This is a genomic window from Annamia dubia NIES-4383 (genome assembly GCF_055394725.1).
Window position 1 is genome coordinate 3712531 of the sequence record NZ_AP025630.1, and the last position, 26255, is coordinate 3738785.

Here is a 26255-nt window from a genome sequence, read left to right on the forward strand (position 1 = left end):
TCATAAAAATTAAACATTAAACTAGATTAGAATTTATTTTTGATTTTGATTGATCAAATAAGACTTAAACAACTGGCCAATACCAATTATACATCAATAACTTTGATGTCATCCCCTAAAAATCTGATTATTTTTTTAATGCTTGTTTAGCTAAAGTTGCCCCAAAATCCCATAATGTACCAGGATAACGGTGACAGTCAGCTAATACATCTTCAAAACTTTCTAAAAAGTAATTAACTTCTTTTTCTGTAATCATTAAAGGAGGCAATAATTTAATCACATTCATATTATTTCCTGCTACTTGAGTTAAAATTTTATGTCTTTGAAATAGTGGCACAGTTATTAATTGACTAAATAATCCTTTTTGCGCCGCTTCTAGCATTGTCCAACCTATTTTTAAGGTTAAAGACTGAGGACAACTAAATTCTAACCCGATCATTAATCCTTTTCCCCTAACTTGCGCAAAAATTTCATATTTTTCTACTAATGGTTTTAATCCTTTCATAAATAATTCACCCATTTTAGCAGAATTTTCGACTAAATTTTCTTCGGCTAAAACGTGCAAGGTAGCCAAACCGGCCGCCATGGCCATGGGATTTTTCCCAAAAGTTGAACCGTGTACTAAAGCCCGATCCATACGGTGAAAAACTTTGGCGAAAATTTCTTCTTTTGCCAACACAGCCCCCACTGGTATATAACCCCCTGATAAGGCTTTGGCGATCGCAATTAAATCGGGTTCTAAGCCATAATGTTCAAAGGCGAAAAATTTACCCGTGCGCCCTAAACCCGTCTGGACTTCATCGGCTATGATTAAAGTACCATATTGTCTACAGATGGTTTGAGCATTGATTAAAAAATCATCGGGGGGAAGGTTAACGCCCTTACCTTGGATCGGCTCAAAAATAAACCCTGCCACATCTTTCTTTTTTAGTTCCCTTTCTAAAGCATCCAGATCGCCAAAGGGGATAAAATCACATTGGGGTAAGAGGGGATCAAAGCCTTCCTGAAATTCCGTAGCTCCGGTAATAGATAACGAACCGTAGGTTAAACCATGATAACTATGATCACAGTATAAAATGCGGGGGCGGCCGGTGGCATAACGGGCAAATTTTAAAGTCGCTTCCACCGCCTCCGTACCACTATTGGCAAAAAAACAACGGTTGATCGAACTTGGCACTTTTTCTAATAAGGCCTTACCTAACATTCCGGGTAATAAGGCACAATCTAATTGTACTAATCCGGCTAGATCCCCTTCTAACACATCATGTAAAGCCTGTTTAACCACCGGATGCGATCGCCCTAAAGCAAACACCCCAAAACCTGATAAAAAATCTAAATAGCGATCGCCGTTGCGGTCAATTAAATAAGCCCCTTCTCCCTTTTCATAAAAGCGATCGTAACCAATTGTATTTAAAACTCTAACTAATTGGGCATTCAAATATTGACGGTGAAGTTGATAATTTTCCCCCCGTTGTTTTTCCATTTCTGCTTTTAAATTAAATCTGTTCATAACAAATATAGACAATTATTTATAATTAATAAAATATTGATAGACTAATTATTATAATACTGAAATTATCATTTCAATAAATTTCTAAAGTAATCATTATCAGTTAAGAGTGAACAGTGGACAATTGACAATCAAAAAAATTCACTGTCAACGGTGACGCACTGAGCCTGTCTAAGAGTTAATTTTTGAATAAGTATATATCACCAATTGCTTTGAGTCACTTTATCAAAAAATACTGTCAATTTTGATCTATATTTTTGCCAATTTTAAAAATTTTTTTAACCAGACAGATTTAGAAAAACCCTTGATTGACAAGAGATTTAAAGGTTATTTAGAACATTCGCACTAAATAATATTTCAGAAAATCATCAAAAAAAGTCAATCTTTTTAAAAAAAAGGGCTGTCATTTTGGCAGAAATTAATTAGAATAGCTACAGATTTAAAGAAACGATCACAGGGGATCAAGTTTATTAAGGCTGTTTAGCAGTTTTAATAATTTTGATTGATCTCAAAACTATTAAAACTTAGTTTAAGTCAAAAGTCTTAAGCTGATCGACTTGTGAGTAAACAAATCTTCAGTCTTTAAAAGCTAAAACAATGATTATAACTGGTTTAGCATACCTTTAATTTGAACGATGGAAAATCTTAAGGGCTTAAACCTTAATTTTTCATGGTTTAAATTGAAGCCAAAAAATAATAGTTGTTCACCCAAACTGTAAAAAAGACTTTTCTCTTAACTAATTTTCAAAAAGTTAGTTTAGAATAAAATAAAAGAGTTTTGCTTATCGCAAAATTTAAGTTATATTTACAGTAGTTGTTAACAGTTGTTAGCACTAAAAAGATCAACTATAAAAATAGATGTCTTTCAAATTAAAGACCAAATTAAATTAGATTTTTTCCCTAAAATTAAACTGTTAATTTTCCCCGCTGAAAAAATCAATTTTTTCATGAGAAAAAATCAATTTCTCATGGCCAATCAATCCATCAAATTATCAAGAATTTTTGTGAATTAGAAAAATAAGAGGAAAACGGCATGAATCAGGCACTTAAGACTCCATCTAAACCTAATAATTTGGATTTTCCAACCATAGATTTCGATATAGATCTGGATATAGACCTTGATATAGATGATATAGATGGTGATCCTAGCCTTTTTGCAGAATTAGAAGCAGAATTAGAAACAGAAATAGAGATAGATGATGTTCCAACTTCTGGTCGTAAAGCAAGGAAAACTTCGGCCGCCCGTCGTAAAGATCCCGGCAAAAAGAAAACCTATACGGAAGATTCTATTCGCATTTATTTACAAGAAATTGGTCGCATTCGTCTCTTACGGGCTGAAGAAGAAATTGAATTAGCTCGTAAAATTGCTGATCTTTTAGAATTGGAAAGGGTGCGCGAGGATCTCTATCTGACTTTGGATCGTTACCCAACCCAACAGGAGTGGGCTAACGAAATGGAAATGCCTTTGGGTGCTTTTCGTCGTCGTCTCTATCATGGCAGACGGGCGAAGGATAAAATGGTACAGTCTAACTTACGTCTGGTTGTTTCTATTGCTAAAAAATATATGAATCGGGGCTTATCTTTCCAAGATTTAATTCAGGAGGGATCCCTTGGTTTAATTCGTGCCGCCGAAAAATTTGACCATGAAAAGGGTTATAAGTTCTCTACTTATGCTACTTGGTGGATCCGTCAAGCGATTACTCGCGCGATCGCCGATCAATCTCGCACGATCCGTTTACCTGTGCATCTTTATGAGACTATTTCTCGCATTAAGAAAACCACTAAGATTTTATCCCAAGAGAAGGGACGTAAACCCACGGAGGAAGAAATTGCTACTCACATGGAGATGACCATTGAGAAATTAAGATTTATTGCTAAATCTGCTCAATTACCCATTTCTTTAGAAACTCCCATTGGTAAAGAGGAAGATTCCCGTTTAGGTGATTTTATTGAAGCTGATGGCGAAACGCCCGAAGATGAGGTTTCTAAGAGTTTATTAAGAGAAGATTTAGAAAACGTCTTAGATACCCTCAGCACTCGTGAGCGTGATGTGTTGCGATTACGTTATGGTTTGGATGATGGCCGCATGAAGACTTTAGAGGAAATTGGACAGATTTTTAATGTTACCCGTGAAAGAATCCGTCAAATTGAGGCTAAAGCTTTAAGAAAATTACGCCATCCTAATCGTAATAGCATTTTAAAAGAATATATCCGTTAAAGGTTAAATTAAGGTTAATTTAAGCCTAAACCCTCAAGGGTAGGGCGATCTCCACAAAGTCTGCGTAGGCAGACTTTGTTTTTATGGTATTAAGGCTCACTTAATTTATCTTTAACATTACGCACAATGCGGGATAATTCACTCTTTTCATCCACCACAATGCGAGAGGGTGAACCACTAATAATTCTCTCATAATTACGGAAAGAATCTTTAATACAAGGCCCATCTTTACTAATGGTATATTCTCTGATGCCTTTATCATGCCATGAGCCACGCATTTTAAACACATTAATTGCCCTTGACATTTCCCCTTTGATCTCCACATATTGCAACATTAAAATAGTATCGGTAATCGTAGAAATATGGGATTCTGTGATCGAATGAGCGCCCATAAATTGATCGGTGGTATTGGTGAAAAAGCCCGTTATTTCTTCCTGTTTGGCGTAGCCCGTCACGCCGATGACAAACTGACGAAAAGCATTATTCGTAACACCCCTTGCTAAAGCCGATAAAGAATCGATCGCAATGCGAGAAGGTTTAAACTCACTAATTTCTGATTTAATAATCTGTAAATGATCCTCTAAACCTGAAGATTCGGGATAGGTACAAAGTAATTTTAATAAACCCTTTCTTTCCATTTCTTCAAAATCAATGCCCCATGAAAAAGCATTACGGGAAAGTTGCGCCCTTGATTCTTCATAAGCGAATAAAATTGCCCTTTCTCCCTGTCTACAACCTTCTTCTAAAAATTTACTAACTAAGAGGGTTTTACCCGTTCCTGTCGCCCCTGTAGCCAAAATAATCGAGTCTTTGAAGAAGCCTCCTCCGCACATTTCATCTAATGTTTCCACACCTGAAGAAATCCGAGCATTTGATGATCTTTGAGTCAAGCGCATAGCCCCCAATGGAAAGATATTAATACCGTCTGTGGTGATGGTAAAAGGATATTCCCCTTTCATGTGGGTAGTCCCCCGTAATTTTAAAATTTCCGTAGTACGACGACGACGTTCACCTTCTAAGACATTTCTTAAAATTACCACATTATCAGAGACAAATTCTTCCACTCCAAAACGTGCCACTGGCCCATATTCTTCAATTCTTTCAGTGGTCATAATGGAGGTAATTTTTAACTGTTTTAAACGGGCGACTAAACGGAAAATTTCTCGCCGTACTACCGAGGCCGCATCATATTGCTGAAAAACGGCTGTTACTGAGTCGATCGAAACTAATTTTGCTTTATATTTTCTGACTGCATATTGAATACGCTCAATCAAGGCCGAAAGATCAAAATTTCCTACCACTTCTTGACCTTCTGGATCGGGTGAAGCATCTAAAATAAATAATTTTCCTTGATTAACTAATTCTTCTAAATCCCAACCGAAACTATAGGCATTTTCAATAATATCAGTGGGTGATTCTTCAAAAGTAACAAATAACCCCGGATAATCAAAATATTTAATCCCATTATAAAGAAATTGAATTGCTAATAATGTTTTTCCCGTGCCTGATGTACCGCTAACTAGAGTTGTTCTACCCATCGGCAGACCACCATGAGTAATTTCATCAAAACCTTCGATCATCGTGCGAATTTTTTGGACACCTTTGGCTTTTATTTGTTGTTTTTCTTGACTCATGATGTAATCTTAATACTCCTTAAATTTTGCTCAAATTAATAAATTAATAATAAAAGTTTTTGTAATTAGAATAAATTTTAAAATCTAGATCACCATCAAATCTCAATTGAAGTTAGAGATTATTTTCCCTTTCCCTAATTTCTTCATAAAGTAAATCTAAGCCAATCAAAACTTTCTCTCGATCGGATAGATCGCCGATAATTTTGCGCACGGGGGGAGGTAAAACCTTTGATAAAGTAGGGGTGGCTAAAATTTTATCTTCTTCAGCTAACTGGGGATTTTTTAATACATCAATCACTTTTAACGCATAAACTCCTTGAAATTCCTGTTCTAAGATATTTTTTAAGGTTTTCAATGCCCTAACTGAGTTAGGAGTATTTCCTGCCACATAAAGTTTAAGAACGTATGTTTTTTTGAGAGGACTCATAGAATTTAAAAATAAAAGTAAAAATTGATAGAATAAATATAAGATAAGATCAAATTTTATATTAATATTTATTGTACAAGAAAATTTGACCAAAAAATATTATAAGATAATAAAGATTGATTAAATAATTTTAATCTACATGAAATAATACATCGAAGGGTAGATCTTCTCTAGGGATCGAGCGGCGATACATTTCACAAAGATGGGCGATCATATCAATTAAAGCTAAACGATAATCTAGTAAAATTTCTTCACTTCTGCCCTCTAATTTTAATTGTTGAGAAAATTCATCCATTAATTCCATGTGCATCTCCAAAATTTGTGAGACGGAAATATCGGCGAAAAAGGCACGATTGACAAATTGATCAATGGCTTGATTTGTTTCTATATCATCTATAAAATAATTTAAAATAATTTGACGATATTCTAAATTAAGTTGAGCGGTTAATTCTTTTTGTTCTATTTCTATTAGATTACGATAAAAATATTGGGGATTACGTTTATAATATACCCCTAAATAACCCAATCTTTCTTTTAGTTTTTCGGCTAATCTTCTTTGTTGTAATAATAGAAAAGTTTGGGGATTTTCGCCATTTTCTCCATTTAATGAGGCTAAATGTTCCGAGAGCGGACAACTAGGGCCTAAGTGCAGAAATTGTGCCATTGCTTGATCAATGGCGATGGGAATAGTTTCTAAATTGGTCAAAGCTAAGGAGATTTCTCCTGCATGATATAAAACACTATTTTCTAATTCGGGTTTTTCTTCAATAATAATTAAAGGTAAGAGAATCCCTTTAGAATAAAGTTGATTAAGTGAAGTAATCACTGAAGGTTTTTTCAGTACAATTAAACAATCTATTTGTTCTTTATTTGTTTCGACAAAAGATAAAAATTGCTCTGAATTATTAATCCATTGAGGCTCATAGCGATCACTGCTCAGTAATAGATTTAAAGACTGAGTAAGTTCTTTACTAGGGACAAAAATACAGAGAAATAATCGGAATTTTAAGGTTTTAGACACGATCAGACATTGAATAATAATTTAGTTAATCAATAATTGAGCATTAGAAAAAATAATCTTTATTTAATATTATATAATAATCTTACATATTTTTTTCAGCGTGATCAACATTTGCCCAAAACTTGAGATTTGTAAAGTTTTGAGTAAATATTGGGTGAAGAAATAGGATCAATTGTCGAAAAATTAGAGATAAAATTAAATAGTTTTAATGATGGTGGAAAATAAAAATTAATGATCAAATTGCCATGAGATGGGGTTTAGATTATCAGTTGACAATTGACAATTAAAAAACTTATTGTTTATTGTCAACTGTCCCCTGTCAATTGTCAAACATGAACTTCAGGCCAATCAAACTATTGTGCCATTCGTTCAGGTTCGGTAGCCCAAGCCGGAGTTGGGGCAGTTGGACGAGCCGCCATTTTGTGAGTGGAAGGAACTTCATGTACAACTCCCGACTGGGTGCTAACTTGAACACAACTGGGGGTAAACAGAAAAATACTTTCTCCAATGCGTTCTTGATGTCCGTCAATGGCATAAGTGCCACCGGCCACAAAATCAACTGCTCTTTGTGCCTCATCTGTGTCCATCATGGTTAAATTTAAGACGATCGAGCGGCGCTCTCTTAAGGCTTGGATCACTTGAGGCATTTCTTCAAAAGAACGTGGTTCAACTACCACGACTTCAGCCATCGGACTGCCGACTCCTGGCATTCCAATAACATTATTTCTTGAATTTTGATTCATTCCAATTTCTGAGGGATTAACATTTGAACGTTCTCTCATCCGACGACGACTCGGACGATCTTCTTCTACAACGGGGACGGGGGGTTCAACGGCGATCGGTTGAACTTCTTGCTCTTGAACTTCATCCTCGTCATAGTATTCTTCGTATTCTTCGGGTTCATTGAACCCAATCATACTTTTTAATCTATTAAATACCATAATCTTTTAGTTCCTGTACGACTCTAATTGTAATATGAGAAGTCTAAAAAAGGGGATTGAAAGTTAGATGTTAGAAAAATTTAACTCAAACTGATTAACTTTGTTTTAGTTTAGCTTAATTTTTTAATCATACGGACTTTTATCTGATAATTTTTACTTGTTGTGAGATCAAAGGACAATATTGGCGGGGTCAAGTCTTGAAATTAAACTTGACAATGAGGCTGACAAATTTACTTTTTTAATTTTCTTTTTAGGGAAGAATAACTATTAATTAAGGTTCGATGAAATTGAGGTGTATTTCTATTCCTTAAAACTGGATTTTTTTTATCTTTAATATAATTACAATTCAAATGGGCTTGATGATGACAGGGTAAACACAGTGGAAAAATATTAGTTCCTAATTCTTCTTTTCCGGCGATGGAAAATCCTAACCAATTACTATACATTGCATGGTGAACTTCTAAATATTTACTTTTTTTATGGCATAGACAACAATGATATTTTGTGGCTAGTTTTGCCTGTTTACTAATTAATGACCAGCGAGAAGAATAGCGCTTAGAATAATCAAATCGCTTCTTTTTTCTGGGGAAAAAAAACTTAAATAATTTTTGAATTAATTTTAAAATTTTTCTCATTACATCTTTTTCTAAGGTTCTAATTTAGATGAGATTAGTTTAATTTTTTAATTTAACTTCACATAATTTTTAATTATTAATTGATACAATTTCAGCTTCATTAGATTCTCTGGCTACTCTAATCAACAAAGCGGCTAAAACTAAACTGGAAATAACGGAACTTCCCCCATAACTAAATAAAGGTAAAGGTAAGCCAGTGGTGGGTAAAGCCCCAGTGGCTACTCCAATATTTAATAAAGATTGTCCTACCATAAATACCATCACGCCGATGGCGACTAAACGCTTAACGGGATGACGAGTTTTAAAGGAAACATAGAGAGCTAAACTAGCATAACTAATCAATAAAATTAGTAGAATAATACCTCCAATAAAGCCAAATTCTTCGGCAAAAACTGCAAAAATAAAGTCCGTATATTGAATTGGTAAATAAAATAATTTTTGTTGAGATAGGCCAAAACCTGTGCCGGAAGTTCCCCCCGATCCTACTGCTAAAAGACTTTGTACTAATTGATAACCGTCACCCCACGGATCTGACCAAGGATCCATAAATGACATGACCCTGCGGCGTTGATAATCTTGTAAACTAATACTGATCACCCCTGTTACCGCCCCTAGTAAGGCTGAAACTGAAAGATAGATCATGGGCAAATTTCCGGCTAAGGCAATTAACCATAAACTCAGCCCACATAAGGCCGTTGTACTAAGGTTTGGTTGTAATAAGATACAGCCAAGGGTGATCATAAAAATTCCGAGCCAAATGCCCCTAGTTGTCCAACTATAACGATACCACCGGCCAAATATATTAGCCCCTTGTAAAACTAAAAAGGGTTTCATTAACTCTGAAGGTTGAATGGGAATAGGCCCTATACTGATCCAACGGGTTGCACCGTTTACGGTTGTACCTAAGCCCGGAATTAGGGTTAAAATAATTAAAAATAAAACTAATAATATGCCCCATTTAGCACTATTGAGGATATATTTAAGAGGTATTCGGACAATTAAATTTAAAATAATTAAACCTAACCACACCCAGATCAATTGGCGTTTAAAATAATATAAGCCGTCACCTTGTTCGGCATCGGCCACGGGATAGGAAGCCGAAAACATTACAATTAAACCAATTAATAACCAGATCAAGGTTAACCAACGGATAATTCTAGCTTCCATTCCCCAGTCTTTGACTTCTGGATCGATCAAAGGAATTAAAAATTGAAGGATTTTTAACAATTTTTTTAACGCAAGTGTCAAGATCAATATTAATAAAATGAATATACAATTATAGCAATTATTAGTTGACATTTAACAATGAACAATTGACAATTAATTAGGCAAATCAAGATTCTAAAAAAAAGATCAATCTATTATTAATTAAATTTATGGATAATTCTCAAACTTCAACGCAAGTTTATTTGTGGGTAGTAGGCGATCAAATTAACTTACCTAATTCAGAATTAATTGCAGGACGATATGAGGTAATAACTCCAAATATTTGGTTAGATACCCAGCCTCAAGTTGAACTATTGTTACCAGAAAATTTTAGTGATGATTTAATTCCTTATTTTAAATTATTTCCTCATAGTTTACATTTGCCTTACCTTTATACTATTTTAAATTTTCAAGAAAAAGATTATATTTTATTAGAAAATGCGCCTATTACCCCTAATGGAGAACTTTATCCTAGTTTAGAAGAAGCTTGGTCACAGGCCACGGAAGTACGTCAATTATACTGGTTATGGCAAATTTGGGAACTATGGTCAATTTTAAAAGATTTTAATTTAGTTAAAAGTTTATTGATCCCTGAAAATATTAGGGTACAAGGGTGGCGAGTTCGTTTAACTCAATTATATCAAGATGAATCCTCAGAAGAAAGTCTGATTACTCAGTTAGCTCATAATTGGGAGAAATTGTTAGGGTTTACAAAATCATCTTTTACTTTACCCTTATCAGACTTAATTAAAACTTTACAAACAGAGGATATTAACTATCAGCAAATCGGTAAAAATCTGAATGATTTACTATTAGAGGTTGCTTCAATTCAGCCTTTACAGGTAAAAATAGCCAGTGGCACGGCTTTAGGCACTCAACCGACTCATAATGAAGATAGTTATTACCCCCGTAGTGAGGATTTACCCAGTCAATATAATGAAATTGTGAGTGTAATTGCTTCTCAATTAATGATCGTTTGCGATGGTATTGAGGGGCATGAAGGGGGAGAAGTGGCTTCTCAATTAGCAATTAGTACGATTAAACTCCAAATACAAGCATTATTAAGGGAGATTGCTCAAGAACCGGAAATTATGACTCCGGATCTAGTCAAAGAGCATTTAGGGGCGATTATTCGCATTGCTAATAATATGATTGCGGCCAGAAATGATCAGCAAGGGAGAGAAGGGCGCAAAAGGATGGGAACTACCTTGGTGATGGCTTTACAACTACCTCAACTAATTGGTAAAGCTGAGTCCGTTGGGGGGAATAGTCATGAGTTATATATTGCCCATGTGGGGGATAGTCGAGCCTATTGGTTAACCTCACAAAAGTGTGAAAAACTCACGATCGATCATGATTTAACCACAAGGGAAGTAAAATTAGGCCATTCTACTTATCAATTAGCCTTAAAAAATCCTAATGGTAGTGCTTTAACTCAAGCTTTAGGTACTAAAGAAGGAGATCAGATTAAACCAACAATTCAAAGATTTATTATAGAAGAAGATGGAATTTTATTGTTATGTTCTGATGGTTTAAGTGATTATAATTTTCTGGAAAAAAATTGGCAGAAATTTGCCAATGAGATGTTATTAGAAAAGAGGCCATTAGAGGATATTGTTGAATCTTTATTAGTAGAAGGAACTGCTTATAATGGCCATGATAATTTATCGGTAGTTGTGGCTGTTTATCGTGTCCATAATCAACCTCCTATTTTAGTTAATTTAGAAGAATTTAGACCAGAAATCAATAAAATTTTTGTTCCATCTTCTGCTGAATTTACTTCACAATTACGGGAAAAATCTCAGGGTTTAGTTTTATTTTCTCCGGTAGAAAAAGGAGAAATTTTAGCAGATCATACCATCAATGCGGAGATTATTTCAGAGGAAAAAATTAAAGCATCTTCTGAGTCAAAAAAGTGGTTAAAGATGGGATCAAAAATAATTTTTGTGAGTTTAGGTTCTATTGGTTTATTATTGTTAATGGGTTTAATTATTATTGTAATTCAATGGTTAATCAATCCTCAACAAATAAAGCAATGGCGTGAGCAAATTTTTGAGCAAAATTCAACTGAAAAGATAGAGCAAAATCAAAATAGGGCGACTTAACAAAAAAACCAAAAAGAAATAAAATACAATTATACGGACATGATATATAATCTTGATTAATTAATATTTTCAATCCTCTAGTTATTCTGTTAATTATTAAATTTATCTCTTGTAAATAATATGACTAACGCAACGATTACAAATAATACCATAAATCTTAAAGATCCTCAATATTATTTTAACCGAGAATTAAGTTGGTTAGAATTTAATTATCGAGTTTTAAATGAAGCTTTTGATCCCCGTACTCCTTTATTAGAACGTCTTAAATTTATGGCTATTTTTAGCTCCAATTTAGATGAATTTTTCATGGTTAGAGTGGCAGGTTTAAAACAACAAGCTTTGGCTGGAGTGACCAAATTAACACCCGATGGCCGCACCCCTAATGAACAATTATTAGCCATTAGAGAAAGACTTTATCCCTTCATAAAAAAACAAGTTCAACACTTTGAAGAAACTTTGCGCCCTTTATTAATTGAAAAGGGTATTTTTTTATTAAATTATGTTGATTTAACCCAAGAACAAAGGGCTTATTTACATCAATTTTTTGAAGAAAATATCTTCCCAGTTTTAACCCCTTTAGCGATCGATCCTAGTCATCCTTTCCCCTATATTTCTAATTTAAGTATGAATTTAGCGGTGATTATTCAAGATCCCGAAACTCAAGAAGAATTATTCGCTAGAATTAAAGTTCCTGATGTCTTACCTCGCTTTGTTCAATTACCCAAACATTTAAGACAAGGTACTACTGGAAAAACTGGAATTTGGCTTGGTGTAACCTTAGAACAGGTTATTGCCCATAATTTAGAATCCTTATTCCCCGGAATGAATATACAGGAATGTTATCCTTTTCGTGTTACGAGAAATGCCGATCTGGCCGTAGAAGAAGATGAAGCAGAAGACCTATTATTGGCGATCGAAGAAGGTTTATATCGCCGTAAATTTGGCGGTTCTTCTGTTAGATTAGAAATTAATGATAGTATTCCTAAACATTTAAGAAGTAAATTAATTCAAGAATTAGACTTAGAAGAAAATGATGTTTATGATGTGGAAGGCTTACTTGGTTTAGGGGATTTAATGTCATTAATTGCCTTAGATTTACCCGACTTAAAAGATACTCCTTGGACTCCAGTTATCCCTAAAGAATTTCAAAATTTAAAAGAAATAACCACCCTTGAAGATAGTAGTAAAAACTCTCAAGAAGATGATATTTTTAGCTTAATTCGTAAGGGGGATTTATTAGTACATCATCCCTATCATTCCTTTAGTGATACCGTACAACAATTAATCAATCAAGCCGCCTACGATCCGAAAGTTCAAGCCATTAAAATGACCCTTTATCGTACCTCTGGCGATTCCCCAATTGTTAATGCTTTAATTGCGGCCGCCGAAAATGGAAAACAAGTGGCTGTATTAGTTGAATTAAAAGCACGTTTCGATGAAGAAAATAACATTAATTGGGCAAGAAAATTAGAACAAAAAGGCGTTCATGTAGTCTATGGTTTGGTAGGATTAAAAACACACACTAAAGTGGTTTTAGTAGTACGTCAAGAAGACGATAAAATCCGGCGTTATGTTCATATTGGGACAGGAAATTATAACCATAAAACAGCCCGTTTATATACGGATTTAGGCCTCTTAAGTTGTCGGGAAGAATTGGGAGCAGATTTAACAGATTTATTTAATTTTTTAACAGGTTATTCCCGTCAAAAATCCTACCGTAAATTATTAGTAGCACCCGTTAATTTACGGGAAAAAATGACTGAATTGATCCGCCGTGAAACGGAAATTGCTAAAAATGGAGGAACGGGAAGAATTGTGGCAAAAATGAACGCTTTAGTGGATCAAAAAATGATTTTAGAATTATATAAAGCCTCTTGTGCGGGTGTTAAAATTGATTTAATTATCAGGGGAGTTTGTTGTTTACGGCCGGGAGTTGAAGGGGTTAGTGATAATATTAAAGTGATTAGTATTATCGGCAGATTTCTTGAACATTCGCGCATTTTTTACTTTCAAAATGGCGGGAAAGAGGAAATTTATATCGGAAGTGCTGACTGGATGAGTCGTAATTTAAACCGCCGTGTGGAAGCAATTACCCCCGTAGAATCTCCTGAATTAATGAGTGATTTACAGGAAATTCTAGGCATACTATTAGCTGATAATCGTCAAGCATGGGATCTTAGTGCCAATGGCAGTTATACTCAAAGAAAAGCCCCTAGTGAAGATCGGCAACAATGCGCCCACAATATTTTAATGGAAATGGCTTTAGAATTAGCAGGAGTTGAGGATTAAGTAATAAGTAATAACTAATTACTTATTAGTAATAAAAAATAATAAATAATAACAAAAAATAACAAATAATAAGTAATAAGTTATTAACTATTGAAACTAAAAATGATCCTTTGATAATTGTCAATTGTCAATTGTTAAATATTTTTCAATAAAATTAATAATATCTATTAAACCTTCTTTAGTTTTAAGATTAGTAAATAAAAAAGGTTTATGACCTCGCATTTTTTCACTATCTCTTTTCATCACATCTAAACTTGCACCCACAAAAGGCGCTAAATCAATTTTATTGATGACTAATAAATCAGATTTAGTGATGCCCGGCCCCCCTTTACGGGGTATTTTATCCCCTGCGGCCACATCAATTACATAAATAGTTAAATCAACTAATTCAGGGCTAAAAGTTGCCGCTAAATTATCTCCTCCGCTTTCTACAAAAATTAAATTTAAGTTAGTAAATTTAACTTCTAATTCTTCAATTGCTGTTAAATTAATCGAGGCATCTTCCCTAATCGCCGTATGGGGACAACCTCCCGTTTCTACTCCTATAATTCGATCAGCATTAAGCGCTTGAGATATGATTAAAAATTGGGCATCTTCTTGGGTATAAATATCATTTGTAACTACCCCTATTTGCCATTTTTTGCCCATTTCTTTACATAAAGCATCAACTAAAGCCGTTTTTCCAGAACCCACTGGGCCGGCTATTCCCACTCTTAAAATATTCATTTCTAATAATTAATACTTAATAATTAGTAATTGATAATTAATATAAAAAAAACTGATGACTAATGACTAATGACCAATGATTAATTTATAAATCTTGAAATAAAACCGTACTCAGATAACGCTCACCAAAACTAGGTTGAATCATCACAATCAATTTATCTTTATTTTCTGGACGTTTAGCCACTTGAATGGCCGCCGATAAGGCCGCACCTGAAGATATACCAGATAAAACCCCTTCTTCCCTTGCTAAACGCCGACTAAAAGCGATCGCTTCTTCATCGGAAACCGTGATAATTTCATCAATTACCTCTCTTTTTAACACATCGGGGACAAAACCCGCTCCGATGCCCTGAATTTTATGGGGGCCGGGCTTCCCGCCAGATAAAACCGGACTATTAGTAGGTTCAACAGCGATCGCTTTAAAATCAGGTTTTCGAGCTTTCAGAGCTTCCGCTACTCCGGTAATTGTACCACCCGTACCCACGCCAGAAATTAAAATATCAACTTTTCCGTCCGTATCTTGCCAAATTTCTTCAGCCGTAGTTAAGCGATGAATAGCCGGATTGGCCTCATTTTGAAACTGTTGTAACATATAAGCATCAGGAATTTGATCCACTATTTCTTGAGCTTTGGCGATCGCACCAGTCATCCCCAGACTACCCGGAGTTAACTCTAATTTTGCACCGTAAGCCTTTAACATTGCCCGTCTTTCCTGACTCATGGTTTCAGGCATAGTTAAAATTAATTCGTAACCCCTAGCGGCCGCTACCATCGCTAAAGCAATACCCGTATTGCCGGAAGTCGGCTCAACTAAAACCGTTTTACCAGGGGTAATTAAACCTTCTTTTTCCGCAACTTTAATCATATTCGCACCGATGCGATCTTTAACCGAGGCGGCCGGATTCATTCCCTCTAATTTAACCACAATTTGAGCCAAACAGCCCTCAGCTTGAGGAATGCGGTTTAATTGGACTAAAGGAGTGCCACCAATTAATTCAGTAATGTTATGAGCAATTTTCATGGGTATCAATCATTGATTTGAGGTGTGTTTATCATTATCCCTATTATCACATAAGAAGGTTGAGACTTGAGAAATTAAGTCAACAATTTTTAACACAAATCCCGATCCAATTTGTGGGATTATTGCTTGTACAATGAGAAAAACAATGATAACGATTTATTGGTAACTAAAATTATGATGACAACTGAAAATAAAATCGTCACAGGTCAAACTTTGATTAATTTCGATCTCGAAACCTATTTAAAAGAGAAAAAAGTGATCGTTGATCAAGCTTTAGATGATTCTTTACCCATTATTAAGCCAGAAAAAATCTATGAAGCCATGCGTTATTCCCTCTTAGCAGGGGGTAAAAGATTACGTCCGATCCTCTGTTTGTCCGCTTGTGAGTTATTCGGAGGCACTCAAGAAATGTCTTTACCAACGGCCTGTGCTTTAGAGATGATCCACACCATGTCTTTAATACATGATGATCTTCCCGCTATGGATAATGACGACTATCGGCGCGGAAAATTAACCAATCATAAAATATATGGTGAAGATATAGCCATTTTAGCCGGAGATGGTTTATTGGCCTACGCTTTTGAATATGTGGTAGACAAAACCAAAAATGTTCCTCCCACTGAAATTTTAAAGGTAATTTTCCGTTTAGGGAAAGCTGTGGGCGCAAGGGGTTTAGTCGGTGGTCAAGTGGTAGACTTAGAATGTGAGGGTAAGCCGGATATTTCCGCCGAAACTTTAACTTTTATCCACACCCGAAAAACCGGAGCTTTACTAGAAACATCGGTTTTATCCGGTGCAATTTTAGCAGGTGCAAAACCTGAAGATTTAGAAAAATTAACCCTTTATGCTCAAAATATTGGTTTAGCTTTTCAGATTATAGATGATATTTTAGATATTACGGCCACTCAAGAGGAATTAGGGAAAACCGCCGGAAAAGATTTAAAAGCTCAAAAAGCCACTTATCCTAGTATTTGGGGCTTAGAAGAATCGAAAAAACAAGCTCAAAATTTGATTGATCAGGCGATTAATACTTTAAATTGTTATGGAGAAAAAGCTTTTCCTTTACAGGAGATCGCCCAATTTATTGTTAATCGTAAATCTTAATCAATCAAAACAAACATATCTGATTGATCTCAAAATTACTGTAAACGATTATACTTAATAATTAAATTTACTGTTCACTTTTCAATTGTAGGGCTTAATCTGATTAAGCCCTAACTCGTAGGCATCCCCAACAATTAGGCTCTTTTGCCTGAACTACTAGCAAAAAATCTTAATTAATGGAGATGTCTAATTATTTTTCACAGATTACTGTTTTTTGATTCCTGACTATGAATATCTTTGACCAAATTGCTGAAAATCATGTTTTATTGGTTTCTCTGGTGGCTTGTTTTACGGCACAGGGCTTTAAAATTATTGTTGAATTAATTAAACAAAAAAAAATCAATGTGCGTACTTTTGTTAGTTCGGGGGGAATGCCTAGCGCCCATTCGGCTTTAGTGGCGGGTTTAGCCACCGCCGTAGGTCAAACTATGGGCTGGTCAAGTCCCGACTTTGCGATCGCTTGTTTATTTGCGGTGATCGTCATGTATGATGCGGCCGGAGTCAGACAAGCGGCCGGTAAACAAGCGAGAATTTTAAATCAATTATTAGATGAATTATTTGAAGAAGGAAAAGAATTTAATGAAGATCGCCTCAAAGAATTATTAGGCCATACACCGATACAAGTTTTTGTCGGCTTGATGTTGGGCATTGTGATCGCCTTAATGATGCAACCAGTAATTTAAGGATTAACAGTAATCAATTAACAGTTAAAAAAACAAACTTTGTAGGGGTGAACGGCCGTTCACCCCTTTTGTTATTGTTATTTATTACTTATTAAGTAGATGTGTGTAATTAATTACTCAATGGTAACCCATTGACAATAACGATGACCTTGATCATCTGATAACCATTGAGCCACTAAACGGCTTTTTTTTGTATCTAAATTTGGTGCGCTAATCTCAAACTTTTGGGGTACTTTTGCTACTGATTTTGGATTTTTGGCTGTAATTAAAGCAATCATAATTAATCTCCTTAAAATCTAATTTTTTATAGTTTGTTTTTTTAATTTTGGTTTATTAACTTGTTCTTAACCTGTTCTTTACCTTTATCATAAACAAAATACAAAAAAAAATTGTGATTTCCATCACAATTTAATAATTAGTTACATTTTGATCCCTTGACAATTTTTAGTGAAGATCCTTAACCAAAACGGCCGCTGACATATTCTTGAGTAGCTTGTTGATGGGGAGACTGAAAAATCGTTTCTGTATCGTCATATTCAACTAAATAGCCCACTTTATCGCCGTCATCGGTGGCTTGAGCATTAAAAAAGGCGGTATAATCAGAAACCCTTGAAGCCTGTTGCATATTGTGGGTGACAATAATAATTGTGTATTGTAATTTTAATTCTTGGATTAATTCTTCAATTTTTAAGGTAGAAATGGGATCAAGGGCTGAACAGGGTTCATCCATTAAAATTACTTCAGGAGCAATGGCGATCGCCCTAGCGATACATAAGCGTTGTTGTTGACCACCGGATAAAGCTAAACCGCTTTGCTTAAGTTTATCCTTCACCTCATCCCATAAAGCGGCTTTTTTCAAAGATTCTTCGACTAATTGATCTAAATCTCCCCTATAACCGTTAATTCTTGCACCAAAAGCAATATTTTCATAAATAGATTTAGGGAAAGGATTAGGTTTTTGGAAAACCATGCCGATGCGACTTCTTAACTCAACCGCATCAACTTTAGGGGCATAAATATCCTTACCTTTAAAAGTAATTTCACCTTTAACTTTAGCAGAAGGAACGAGATCATTCATGCGGTTAAAACACCTTAAAATTGTACTTTTACCACAACCAGAAGGCCCAATAAAAGCAATAACTTTATTTTGGGGAATATCAAGGGATACCTCCCTAACTGCAAGGTTTGAGCCATAATAAACATTAACTCTTTTCGCCCTTAAAACAGGTCTTTGGGTATCAATTAATAAATCTTGTTCAGTAGTTGTATTTGTAACCATAAATTTAAGTAATAAGTAATAAGTAATAATGGATAATTGATAGTGGGAAGTGGGAAGTGGGAAGTGGATAGTTAACAAATAACTAATAACTAATAACAAATTAAAACTTTTTCTGAAATTTATTTCTTAAGAAAATAGCACAGGCATTCATCACTAATAAAACGGCCATTAAAACAATAATTCCAGCGGCCGCTATATTATGAAATTCAGGTTGGGGACGGGATACCCAGTTAAAAATTTGAATGGGTAAAACCGTAAAAGGACTGTGTAAATTTTCAGGTAAAAAAGAAATAAAAGTTAAAGCCCCAATGGTTATTAAAGGGGCGGTTTCCCCGATTCCACGAGATAAAGATAAGATCGTTCCTGTTAAAATTCCGGGGAAAGCAAGGGGTAAAATATGTTCCCAAATAACTTGCCATTTAGTTGCGCCTAAAGCGTATCCTGCTAATCTTAAACTATCAGGAATTGCCCTTAAAGCTTCCCTTGTGGCCACAATAATTACGGGTAAAATTAATAAAGCAATTGTTAAAGAACCGGATAAAATACTTCTACCACCAGTGATTGGTTCTAATAATCTGACAAATACTTGTAAACCTAATAAACCATAAATAATAGAGGGAACTCCCGCTAAATTATTAATATTAATTTCTACCAGACGATTAAACCAATTATCTTGGGCAAATTCTTCTAAATAAATACCTGCGCCAACTCCGATGGGAAAGGCAACTACGGCCACGGTGATCATCATCCAAACTGTGCCAACTAAAGCCGATAATAAGCCAGATTGAGAGGCACGGCGGGAGGGAAAGCTAGTTAAAAAATTCCAATTTAATTTGGGAACGCCATCTATACAAACATCTATTAATAAAACGGCTAAAACTGCTACGGAAATAAGGATCGCCCCCCAAGTTGCAAAGGCAAAAAGATGATCGATGTTATAGCGTTTTTTTAGATCTGCTTCGTATAAATTTGAGCGATTTTGATTAGAATTTTGCTCTTTTTTTTCTATCATAAAATAAGTTATTTGTTATTGGTTATTTATTACGGGTTATTGATGATTTGTTATTAGTTAATTGATTGATTTTAGATTTTGGCGAATAACAAATAATCAATAACGAATAACAACTTAATCATATTTTTCACGGAAACGGCGTACAAACCAAAAACTAAAAATATTTAAAATTAAAGTTATTAAAAATAAGGTCATTCCTACGGCATAAATAGTTTTATAGGCGATCGATCCGGCCGGGGTATCCCCTAAACTTACCTGTACAATAAAGGCCGTCATGGTCATGACTGGTACAAATGGATTAAGCCCTAAACGGGGATTTTGCCCGGCCGCTAAAGCCACAATCATGGTTTCACCGATCGCCCTTGAAACGGCTAAAATCACAGAAGAAACGATCCCTGACAAGGCCGCAGGTAAAACTACCGAGATAATAACCTCCCTTTTGGTTGCCCCTAAAGCATAAGCACCATCTCTTAAACTTTGGGGTACGGCATAGATGGCATCTTCACTTAAAGACGCAATTAAAGGCATAATCATAATACCTAAAACAATACCCGCACTTAAAGAGTTAAAACCCTGTAAACTCGGAATTAATTGATCCCACCAAGGGAAAATATTTTGTAACCATTCGGGTGTGGATGTTCTTAATAAAGGAGTAACAAATAATAAAGCAAAATAACCATAAACAACTGTGGGAACTCCGGCTAAAATTTCTAAAATTGGTTTTAAAATTTTACGAGTTCTAGTAGAAGCATATTCACTTAAACAAATAGCCGATAAAAGTCCTAAAGGTAAGGCTACCATGATGGCAATAACTGATGATAAAACAGTGGCACTAATTAAGACAAAAATGCCAAATTGAGCGCTACTAAAAAGGGGAGTCCACTTAAGATCAGTAAGATAATTCCACACAGGAACAACTTTAAAAAAATCAATCGTATTGAAAATTAAAGTTAAAACAATTCCAATGGTTGTGGCAACAGAAACAAAAGCAAATAAACCAAAAATTATTTTAACAATCAATTCAATTAGTTTACTTTTCTGACGATTAGGTTGCCATAAAGAAACTTGATCAGTTGGCAAATTAGGATTCATTAGAAAAAATAATTCAATAAATACAATTAAACATAATCAGATCAAAGATTTAATATTAATTACAAACTTCCGAAATTCTCAAAATTTCGGAAGTCTGACTGTCTTTGAGTGATCAAAATAAATCAATTTTTAATATTAGTATACTTTGATACAGAATTTTTGTCATTTAGACAATAATCAAATTGTCTCATAAAACTATCATTTAATGATTATCAAAAGCTTAAGGTTAGTTAAATAAGTTGTTAAAATCATCAAAATCTTTTCGCCCTTACTTATTACTTATTACTTGTGGGTAACTCTATATAACCTGTTGAACTTCGTAGATCTCAGGGATCATTTCTTTTAAACGTCTTTCAATACCCATTTTTAAAGTCACAGTTGAACTTGGGCAAGAGTTACAAGCCCCTTGTAATTTTAATTTAACAATAGGCCCATCAAGTCCTACTAACTCCACATTACCCCCATCATTCATTAAATAGGGACGTAGTTCATCTAAAACGGTTTCTACATTCTTAATTGTTAATTCCATCGGATTTACCTCAAATTTATGTTAATGTTCCCTATTTTAGAGAAAATAGTTAATTTTGTCATTCAATTAAGATATTTACTTAATTTTAACAGTTGATAAAAATGGGATAATTCTGATTTTGTTTGGCTTTTTCTAAAGCATCTAAAGCGATCTCAATTAAAAAATCTGAAGCTAAAACCTTTGAAGGAATACGGGTAACACCTCCAAAACTTAACTTAATTAAATTTGATTCTTGCATACTTTTAAGTAGCTCAAATAACACTTCACTTACTTTTAATAAACCTTTAGAATCCGTATTTGGTAACACAATCCCCAAAATTTTTTCCTCATATCTTGCTAATAAATCAGTGGGACGTTTTAATCTTTCTTTGAGAATTATCCCAATTTCAATTAATACTTGATCAAGTGAGCTTATTCTATTATTTTCCATTGGATCAATCCCAATCAAAATTAAAGATAACATCGTATAATCTCCATCTCCTAATGATACCCTTTCCCTCGCACATCTATTCCATTCCTGTTCTAAATATTCAAGAAAATGATTTTTATTTGCTAAATTAGTTAAACAATCAACATCTTTTTGTTGTGCTAGTTCTGCGTTAATTTTTAACAGTTGTTGTTGGCAATTAATTAAACTTAAAAAAGTTTTAACTTTAGTTAAAATTTCTTCCTCATAATAGGGGGGAGAAATATAATCTAATGCCCCAAACTTAAAAGCTTTAATTTTTTCTTTACTATCAGCCAATTCTCCTAAAAAAATTAGGGGTATTTTGATTTGATTACGGTTAAAATTTATTTTTTGACATAATTCATAAACATCAATATTTTTAAAATCATCAGCAATAAATACTAAAGAAATATCTTGATTTTCTATCAGATTTAAAATAGTATTTTCCGTTAAATACTTATCAGATAAACATTGAATTTTATAATCAGAATCCGTTAAAAATTGACAAATTTTCTGATAATTAACATCTTGATTAGCCACCACTAAAATTTTACTTTCTGAAGGTAAACCCTGTTGATTTAACATATTTAATTAGTTGACATTTGACAGTTAAAAGTTGACAATTGATCGCTAATAGCTGATAGCTGATACCTGATCATAAATATTTTTTTTAATCTTGTAAAATCGTTTTAGAAACAATGCGAGTTTTCTTACGATCGCTTTCAGAAAGAGTTTGTCCATCTTGTAAACGGGTGGCGCTGGTTTGTAACACAGTGGCCGCACCTTGATCGCCCATCTGTAAAGCCGTTTTCGCCGCCGTTTGTAACATCGTGGCCGCACCAAGTTTATCTCCCTGTTGTAATTTTTGTTCAGCGATCTGAGTTTGACGGTATTTCGCTAAAGCTAAAATTGATTTTTGCACTTGTGGATTGGGTTGAGCCTGATAAACTTGTTGTACATTGGCGTAAACTGTCACCAGTTCGGAAAAGCAATCTTTTAAACCAAGGGCTGGATCCTCATAACGCACTTGAATATTGGCGATCGCCTGTTTACCTACATTGAGTTGACCTAAATAAAGATTAGCTAAAATTACTTTTGAGTCTTCTGTCATTAAATCTCCTATTCTGACTAAAATTTTACCATTTTCCTCTTGATAGGGTAATTCAATTGTATCAGGTGCAACTTGGGCGATCGGTTTTAATTTTGCCAATTGAATCTGAGGCATAAAATCAAAATTAATATGAGCATTAGTTAAACCAACAGATTTAGCACGGTTAAATAAACGATGAAAAACTAAGTTTGCATCATCGGGAGACTGAATATAATCTAACTTTCCGGCGGCCGAATCTGCAATTTTTTCTAAAACGTCTTGATTCCAATGTTCACCAAAACCAAGGGTACTAAAGGTAATATTATATTCAGAGGCAGTTTGAGCCAATTTCAAACATTTTTTATTATCGCCATGCTCATTTTCACCATCAGTCAATAAAAAGATTTGAGAAACAGTGTCATTTCTGCCCTTATAAACTTCTTCGATCCCCAGTTTCATCCCCTCATCAATGGCGGTGCCACCATCGGCTTGAAGATCCATAATTTTGCGTTTAATTCCAGAGGTGTCATTCACACATTGATTTTCCACAATAACTTTGGCACGGTGATCAAAAGCCACAACACAAAGACGATCGTTAGGGGTAAGTCTTTCTACCAGAGTTAAGGCGGCTTCTTTGACTGTTTCTAAAGCTTTTCCGTGCATTGAACCGCTATGATCTAAAATTAAACAAAGATTAAGAGGTAAATTTTGATCATTGTAATCAGATAAAGCCGAAATAGATAAAGAAAGTTGACGTTGACTATTATTGGTATTAGCGTCAACATTAGCATCATTTAACAAGGCTTGTAAATTTACTTTCATGAATGATTACTCCTGATAAGACAATAAAAATATTTGCTTTAAGCTTCTTTTGTCTACAATAACTGATTGTTTTAGAAAATAGTTTATTTTGTAACAACTATTTAAAATTAATTTTTCCTGATACTTTTAACTAGAGGTAATTGTCAATTGCCCAGGCTCCACTGTCAATTATTGAAGTTGATCAATAAATTTGTAAAATGTTTTATAATAGCCCAATAGTGATTAAAATAAGAGTAAAAATCAATATGAAAAAATTTTATCTTTCCCTCTTAGGCTTAGGATTTGGTGTAGGAATATTAACAAATAGTTTGCCAAATCTTTTTGTTAATCAAGTTAATTCAACCATTGTTCAAGCACAGGAAAACAACAATTTAGATCATTATACAGGTTATTGGCAAATCAAAAAAATTCGTCATGGAGATAATGGAGAACAACCATCACAAGAAGATGTTTATTTTGCCAAAATTGGGGATAATTTAGTTGGAATTTTAGATGAAACTACTTTATTACAATTAAATTTAAACGAGCAAAATGAATGGAATGGGCAAATGATTAGTTTTAATTTTCATAATAATCAACCCATGCCAATTAATATTAATATAACATCACCCGATCCCCATACTTTAATTTTAGAAGTTAAATTAACTGAAGTTAATTTAGAAGATCTGGAGTTAAGTGAAGGGGAATTAAATGATTTAAAAAATTTATTTTCATTTGATTTAGAATTAACTTTAGATCATATGAATCCCGAAAAAATAGCAGAATTTGAAGCTCGATCTTCCGTTGGCCAATTAGCTAGAGGGGAACAAGTTTATTATGCTCAAATGAATGAATTTACGGATAATTTAGAGCAATTTGCGGCGGGATTTAAAACTGAAACTGAATTTTATCAATTTAAAATAAAATTAATTAATCCAGAAATCTTGCAAATTTTAGCTATTCCTAAAATTGAAGGTTTAAATAGTTATTTAGGGGGAGTTTTTGCCGTTCCTACGGCGGGATTTAAAAGTAAATATATTATTTGTGAAACAGAAAATTCTCAACTAGATTCCAGTGTAATTCCTACTTTAAATAATGATGAATTATCTTGTCCCGATGGCTTTAATGTGGTTGATTATTAGAAATAATTGAGATGGTACGGAAATAGCAAGGCTACCTCCGTACAACTTTAATTTTTTTAATATTTCCTAATGCAAAAATTGCTTAAAATTAGATAATTAAGGATTAACTAAAATAAAAATAGTTTGTAAAATTCCGACTAAAAAACCTAAAATTCCCCCTAAATTAACGATCGCTTGTAATTCACTTTTAACAATGGCCTCGATCGCTTCTTCTAAATGTTGGGGAGAAGTGGATGTTACCCTTTCAATAATAACTTGATCAATGGCTAAAATCGGGATAATTTGACCTACTAATTTTTCTAAATCTTCCTCTAAATAACGATCTAAAATAATGGTTAATTCTTGACTTACTAACTCTAAAGAATCAAAGGCCACTTCAGAAGATTGTAAGCGATTAATTAACACAATAGCCACTTTTTCCCAATCAATAGATTCACCTAAACCTTGAATAAAATCTACTCCTTTTTCCCTAATATAACTTCTAACAGTATCACCCGTTGTTTTTCGTAATTGATCAATAGTTGATTGGGGTAAATTTTTTAAAGATAGATTTTGAAGCCAAATTTTTAATTTATTTCTGGCTTCTAAAGATAATAATAATTCCTTTAATCTAGCATTGGCCATTTCCTTTTCTTCTAAACAGAAATGACGTAAATTTAATAAACTATTTTTCATGCCAATAATATTAGCAAATAGCCAATAAGTTCCGGTGGTTTTTTGTCGAAAACCATCATCAATTACTTGAATATTGCGATCGGATAAAAAATCAATTAAAGCCAATCTTAAAATATCAGGAGAAAAAGCAATTTCTAACAACCAATCAGCTAATTTGATCGCTTGAATAGGAGATAATTTAAAATCTAATAAAACCCGATTAAAAATTTGATCAAGTTGTGCCTGTAAAAAGTCTTCTTTTCGGGCAAAAACCTTTAATAAACGGGGTAAAGATTCCCCAAATAAATCCCTTAAAATATCCGCTAAAATTCGAGCAGTTTTTTGTTCCTGATCTGATTTAATTTGATTAAAAGCTAAATTTAATAACCATAAAATAGCCCGTTGCATTCGCTCAGGATTGAGTAAACGGCGGGTTAATTTTTGAATTTCTGTAGGGGTTAATAATGACCCCATAATTGTATCAGAAACTCGTTGAGCTAATCGCTCTTGATTATGGGGAATTAAGCCGGGGGTAAAAGGGAGACGAAATTTCCCCACATAAACCGCTTGATAGGGGCGAAAAAGCATTTTGATGGCTATATCATTGGTAAAATAACCAATAATTGCCCCCGCTATAGGTGGAATAATTAATAATAAATTAGAATCAGCCATTACATTAATCAGTAAT

23 protein-coding genes are annotated in these 26255 nt (G+C 34.1%); 6 read left to right on the plus strand and 17 right to left on the minus strand.

The genetic code is table 11. The features are described from left to right. Window positions 1-127: 127 nt before the first annotated feature. A complete protein-coding gene (locus tag Anndu_RS16625; RefSeq protein WP_464102259.1) occupies window positions 128-1510 on the minus strand; it encodes an aspartate aminotransferase family protein in 1383 nt (460 codons plus the stop codon). Between the two features lie 1033 nt (window positions 1511-2543). Between Anndu_RS16625 and rpoD the strand changes: the two genes are divergently transcribed. Beyond that, window positions 2544-3728 (plus strand): RNA polymerase sigma factor RpoD, encoded by a 1185-nt coding sequence (gene rpoD, locus Anndu_RS16630; protein WP_464102260.1) that lies wholly within the window; start codon window positions 2544-2546, stop codon window positions 3726-3728. 89 nt (window positions 3729-3817) lie between these two features. On the opposite strand, the gene kaiC is transcribed toward rpoD, so the two are convergent. From kaiC to Anndu_RS16660, 6 genes are all read right to left on the minus strand, one after another. Continuing rightward, window positions 3818-5362 (minus strand): circadian clock protein KaiC, encoded by a 1545-nt coding sequence (gene kaiC, locus Anndu_RS16635; RefSeq protein WP_464102261.1) that lies wholly within the window; start codon window positions 5360-5362, stop codon window positions 3818-3820. A 112-nt stretch (window positions 5363-5474) separates the two neighbouring features. After that, window positions 5475-5789, minus strand: a complete 315-nt coding sequence (gene kaiB / locus Anndu_RS16640; protein ID WP_464102262.1) for a circadian clock protein KaiB — start codon at window positions 5787-5789, stop codon at window positions 5475-5477. 130 nt (window positions 5790-5919) lie between these two features. After that, complete coding sequence (locus tag Anndu_RS16645) at window positions 5920-6810, minus strand: circadian clock protein KaiA (RefSeq protein ID WP_464102263.1); 891 nt, start codon at window positions 6808-6810, stop codon at window positions 5920-5922. A gap of 353 nt (window positions 6811-7163) precedes the next feature. Next, window positions 7164-7751 carry a cell division protein SepF gene (locus Anndu_RS16650; RefSeq protein ID WP_464102264.1) on the minus strand — a complete coding sequence of 196 codons (588 nt, stop codon included), beginning with the start codon at window positions 7749-7751 and terminating at the stop codon, window positions 7164-7166. A gap of 230 nt (window positions 7752-7981) precedes the next feature. Next, on the minus strand, window positions 7982-8386 hold the full coding sequence (locus tag Anndu_RS16655; RefSeq protein WP_464102265.1) for a hypothetical protein: 405 nt from the start codon (window positions 8384-8386) through the stop codon (window positions 7982-7984). 69 nt (window positions 8387-8455) lie between these two features. After that, window positions 8456-9604 carry an FtsW/RodA/SpoVE family cell cycle protein gene (locus Anndu_RS16660; RefSeq protein WP_464104136.1) on the minus strand — a complete coding sequence of 383 codons (1149 nt, stop codon included), beginning with the start codon at window positions 9602-9604 and terminating at the stop codon, window positions 8456-8458. A gap of 158 nt (window positions 9605-9762) precedes the next feature. On the opposite strand from Anndu_RS16660, the gene Anndu_RS16665 reads away from it, so the two are divergent. Continuing rightward, window positions 9763-11697 carry a PP2C family protein-serine/threonine phosphatase gene (locus Anndu_RS16665; protein WP_464102266.1) on the plus strand — a complete coding sequence of 645 codons (1935 nt, stop codon included), beginning with the start codon at window positions 9763-9765 and terminating at the stop codon, window positions 11695-11697. A 120-nt stretch (window positions 11698-11817) separates the two neighbouring features. Then, a complete protein-coding gene (ppk1, locus tag Anndu_RS16670; protein ID WP_464102267.1) occupies window positions 11818-13986 on the plus strand; it encodes a polyphosphate kinase 1 in 2169 nt (722 codons plus the stop codon). Between the two features lie 120 nt (window positions 13987-14106). On the opposite strand, the gene ureG is transcribed toward ppk1, so the two are convergent. Continuing rightward, a complete protein-coding gene (gene ureG, locus Anndu_RS16675) occupies window positions 14107-14712 on the minus strand; it encodes an urease accessory protein UreG (protein WP_464102268.1) in 606 nt (201 codons plus the stop codon). A gap of 85 nt (window positions 14713-14797) precedes the next feature. Further along, window positions 14798-15733 carry a cysteine synthase A gene (gene cysK, locus Anndu_RS16680; protein WP_464102269.1) on the minus strand — a complete coding sequence of 312 codons (936 nt, stop codon included), beginning with the start codon at window positions 15731-15733 and terminating at the stop codon, window positions 14798-14800. Between the two features lie 174 nt (window positions 15734-15907). Between cysK and crtE the strand changes: the two genes are divergently transcribed. Together crtE and Anndu_RS16690 are read left to right on the plus strand one after the other, a co-directional pair. Further along, window positions 15908-16837, plus strand: a complete 930-nt coding sequence (gene crtE, locus Anndu_RS16685; RefSeq protein ID WP_464102270.1) for a geranylgeranyl diphosphate synthase CrtE — start codon at window positions 15908-15910, stop codon at window positions 16835-16837. A 227-nt stretch (window positions 16838-17064) separates the two neighbouring features. Further along, window positions 17065-17520 (plus strand): divergent PAP2 family protein, encoded by a 456-nt coding sequence (locus tag Anndu_RS16690; RefSeq protein ID WP_464102271.1) that lies wholly within the window; start codon window positions 17065-17067, stop codon window positions 17518-17520. A 113-nt stretch (window positions 17521-17633) separates the two neighbouring features. Here Anndu_RS16690 and Anndu_RS16695 read toward each other — a convergent pair whose 3' ends face one another. The 7 genes from Anndu_RS16695 to Anndu_RS16725 form a co-directional block, all read right to left on the minus strand. Beyond that, complete coding sequence (locus Anndu_RS16695) at window positions 17634-17798, minus strand: hypothetical protein (RefSeq protein ID WP_464102272.1); 165 nt, start codon at window positions 17796-17798, stop codon at window positions 17634-17636. A 179-nt stretch (window positions 17799-17977) separates the two neighbouring features. Then, a complete protein-coding gene (gene pstB / locus Anndu_RS16700) occupies window positions 17978-18799 on the minus strand; it encodes a phosphate ABC transporter ATP-binding protein PstB (protein ID WP_464102273.1) in 822 nt (273 codons plus the stop codon). A gap of 100 nt (window positions 18800-18899) precedes the next feature. Further along, complete coding sequence (gene pstA / locus Anndu_RS16705) at window positions 18900-19811, minus strand: phosphate ABC transporter permease PstA (protein WP_464102274.1); 912 nt, start codon at window positions 19809-19811, stop codon at window positions 18900-18902. 114 nt (window positions 19812-19925) lie between these two features. After that, entirely contained in the window at window positions 19926-20903 is a 978-nt protein-coding gene (pstC, locus tag Anndu_RS16710; protein WP_464102275.1) for a phosphate ABC transporter permease subunit PstC, read from the minus strand. A gap of 298 nt (window positions 20904-21201) precedes the next feature. After that, complete coding sequence (locus Anndu_RS16715) at window positions 21202-21432, minus strand: NifU family protein (RefSeq protein ID WP_464102276.1); 231 nt, start codon at window positions 21430-21432, stop codon at window positions 21202-21204. Window positions 21433-21517: 85 nt separating this feature from the next. Further along, a complete protein-coding gene (locus Anndu_RS16720) occupies window positions 21518-22465 on the minus strand; it encodes a diguanylate cyclase domain-containing protein (protein WP_464102277.1) in 948 nt (315 codons plus the stop codon). 85 nt (window positions 22466-22550) lie between these two features. Then, entirely contained in the window at window positions 22551-23792 is a 1242-nt protein-coding gene (locus Anndu_RS16725; RefSeq protein ID WP_464102278.1) for a vWA domain-containing protein, read from the minus strand. Window positions 23793-24037: 245 nt separating this feature from the next. Here Anndu_RS16725 and Anndu_RS16730 point away from each other — a divergent pair, with 245 nt between their 5' ends. Beyond that, window positions 24038-24913 (plus strand): type IV pilin-like G/H family protein, encoded by an 876-nt coding sequence (locus Anndu_RS16730; RefSeq protein WP_464102279.1) that lies wholly within the window; start codon window positions 24038-24040, stop codon window positions 24911-24913. 96 nt (window positions 24914-25009) lie between these two features. On the opposite strand, the gene Anndu_RS16735 is transcribed toward Anndu_RS16730, so the two are convergent. Continuing rightward, window positions 25010-26239 carry a DUF445 domain-containing protein gene (locus Anndu_RS16735; RefSeq protein WP_464102280.1) on the minus strand — a complete coding sequence of 410 codons (1230 nt, stop codon included), beginning with the start codon at window positions 26237-26239 and terminating at the stop codon, window positions 25010-25012. Window positions 26240-26255 lie beyond the last annotated feature (16 nt).

Bases quoted from the DNA above. Each gene is read 5' to 3' on its own strand.
- ppk1 (WP_464102267.1), top strand. From the start codon at position 11,818: ATGACTAACGCAACGATTACAAATAATACCATAAATCTTAAAGATCCT.
- Anndu_RS16690 (WP_464102271.1), top strand. From the start codon at position 17,065: ATGAATATCTTTGACCAAATTGCTGAAAATCATGTTTTATTGGTTTCT.
- crtE (WP_464102270.1), top strand. From the start codon at position 15,908: ATGATGACAACTGAAAATAAAATCGTCACAGGTCAAACTTTGATTAAT.
- rpoD (WP_464102260.1), top strand. From the start codon at position 2,544: ATGAATCAGGCACTTAAGACTCCATCTAAACCTAATAATTTGGATTTT.
- kaiC (WP_464102261.1), bottom strand. From the start codon at position 5,362: ATGAGTCAAGAAAAACAACAAATAAAAGCCAAAGGTGTCCAAAAAATT.
- pstA (WP_464102274.1), bottom strand. From the start codon at position 19,811: ATGATAGAAAAAAAAGAGCAAAATTCTAATCAAAATCGCTCAAATTTA.
- Anndu_RS16725 (WP_464102278.1), bottom strand. From the start codon at position 23,792: ATGAAAGTAAATTTACAAGCCTTGTTAAATGATGCTAATGTTGACGCT.
- pstB (WP_464102273.1), bottom strand. From the start codon at position 18,799: ATGGTTACAAATACAACTACTGAACAAGATTTATTAATTGATACCCAA.
- Anndu_RS16730 (WP_464102279.1), top strand. From the start codon at position 24,038: ATGAAAAAATTTTATCTTTCCCTCTTAGGCTTAGGATTTGGTGTAGGA.
- kaiB (WP_464102262.1), bottom strand. From the start codon at position 5,789: ATGAGTCCTCTCAAAAAAACATACGTTCTTAAACTTTATGTGGCAGGA.
- Anndu_RS16715 (WP_464102276.1), bottom strand. From the start codon at position 21,432: ATGGAATTAACAATTAAGAATGTAGAAACCGTTTTAGATGAACTACGT.
- Anndu_RS16655 (WP_464102265.1), bottom strand. From the start codon at position 8,386: ATGAGAAAAATTTTAAAATTAATTCAAAAATTATTTAAGTTTTTTTTC.
- Anndu_RS16665 (WP_464102266.1), top strand. From the start codon at position 9,763: ATGGATAATTCTCAAACTTCAACGCAAGTTTATTTGTGGGTAGTAGGC.
- Anndu_RS16695 (WP_464102272.1), bottom strand. From the start codon at position 17,798: ATGATTGCTTTAATTACAGCCAAAAATCCAAAATCAGTAGCAAAAGTA.
- pstC (WP_464102275.1), bottom strand. From the start codon at position 20,903: ATGAATCCTAATTTGCCAACTGATCAAGTTTCTTTATGGCAACCTAAT.
- Anndu_RS16650 (WP_464102264.1), bottom strand. From the start codon at position 7,751: ATGGTATTTAATAGATTAAAAAGTATGATTGGGTTCAATGAACCCGAA.
- cysK (WP_464102269.1), bottom strand. From the start codon at position 15,733: ATGAAAATTGCTCATAACATTACTGAATTAATTGGTGGCACTCCTTTA.
- ureG (WP_464102268.1), bottom strand. From the start codon at position 14,712: ATGAATATTTTAAGAGTGGGAATAGCCGGCCCAGTGGGTTCTGGAAAA.
- Anndu_RS16735 (WP_464102280.1), bottom strand. From the start codon at position 26,239: ATGGCTGATTCTAATTTATTATTAATTATTCCACCTATAGCGGGGGCA.
- Anndu_RS16720 (WP_464102277.1), bottom strand. From the start codon at position 22,465: ATGTTAAATCAACAGGGTTTACCTTCAGAAAGTAAAATTTTAGTGGTG.
- Anndu_RS16625 (WP_464102259.1), bottom strand. From the start codon at position 1,510: ATGAACAGATTTAATTTAAAAGCAGAAATGGAAAAACAACGGGGGGAA.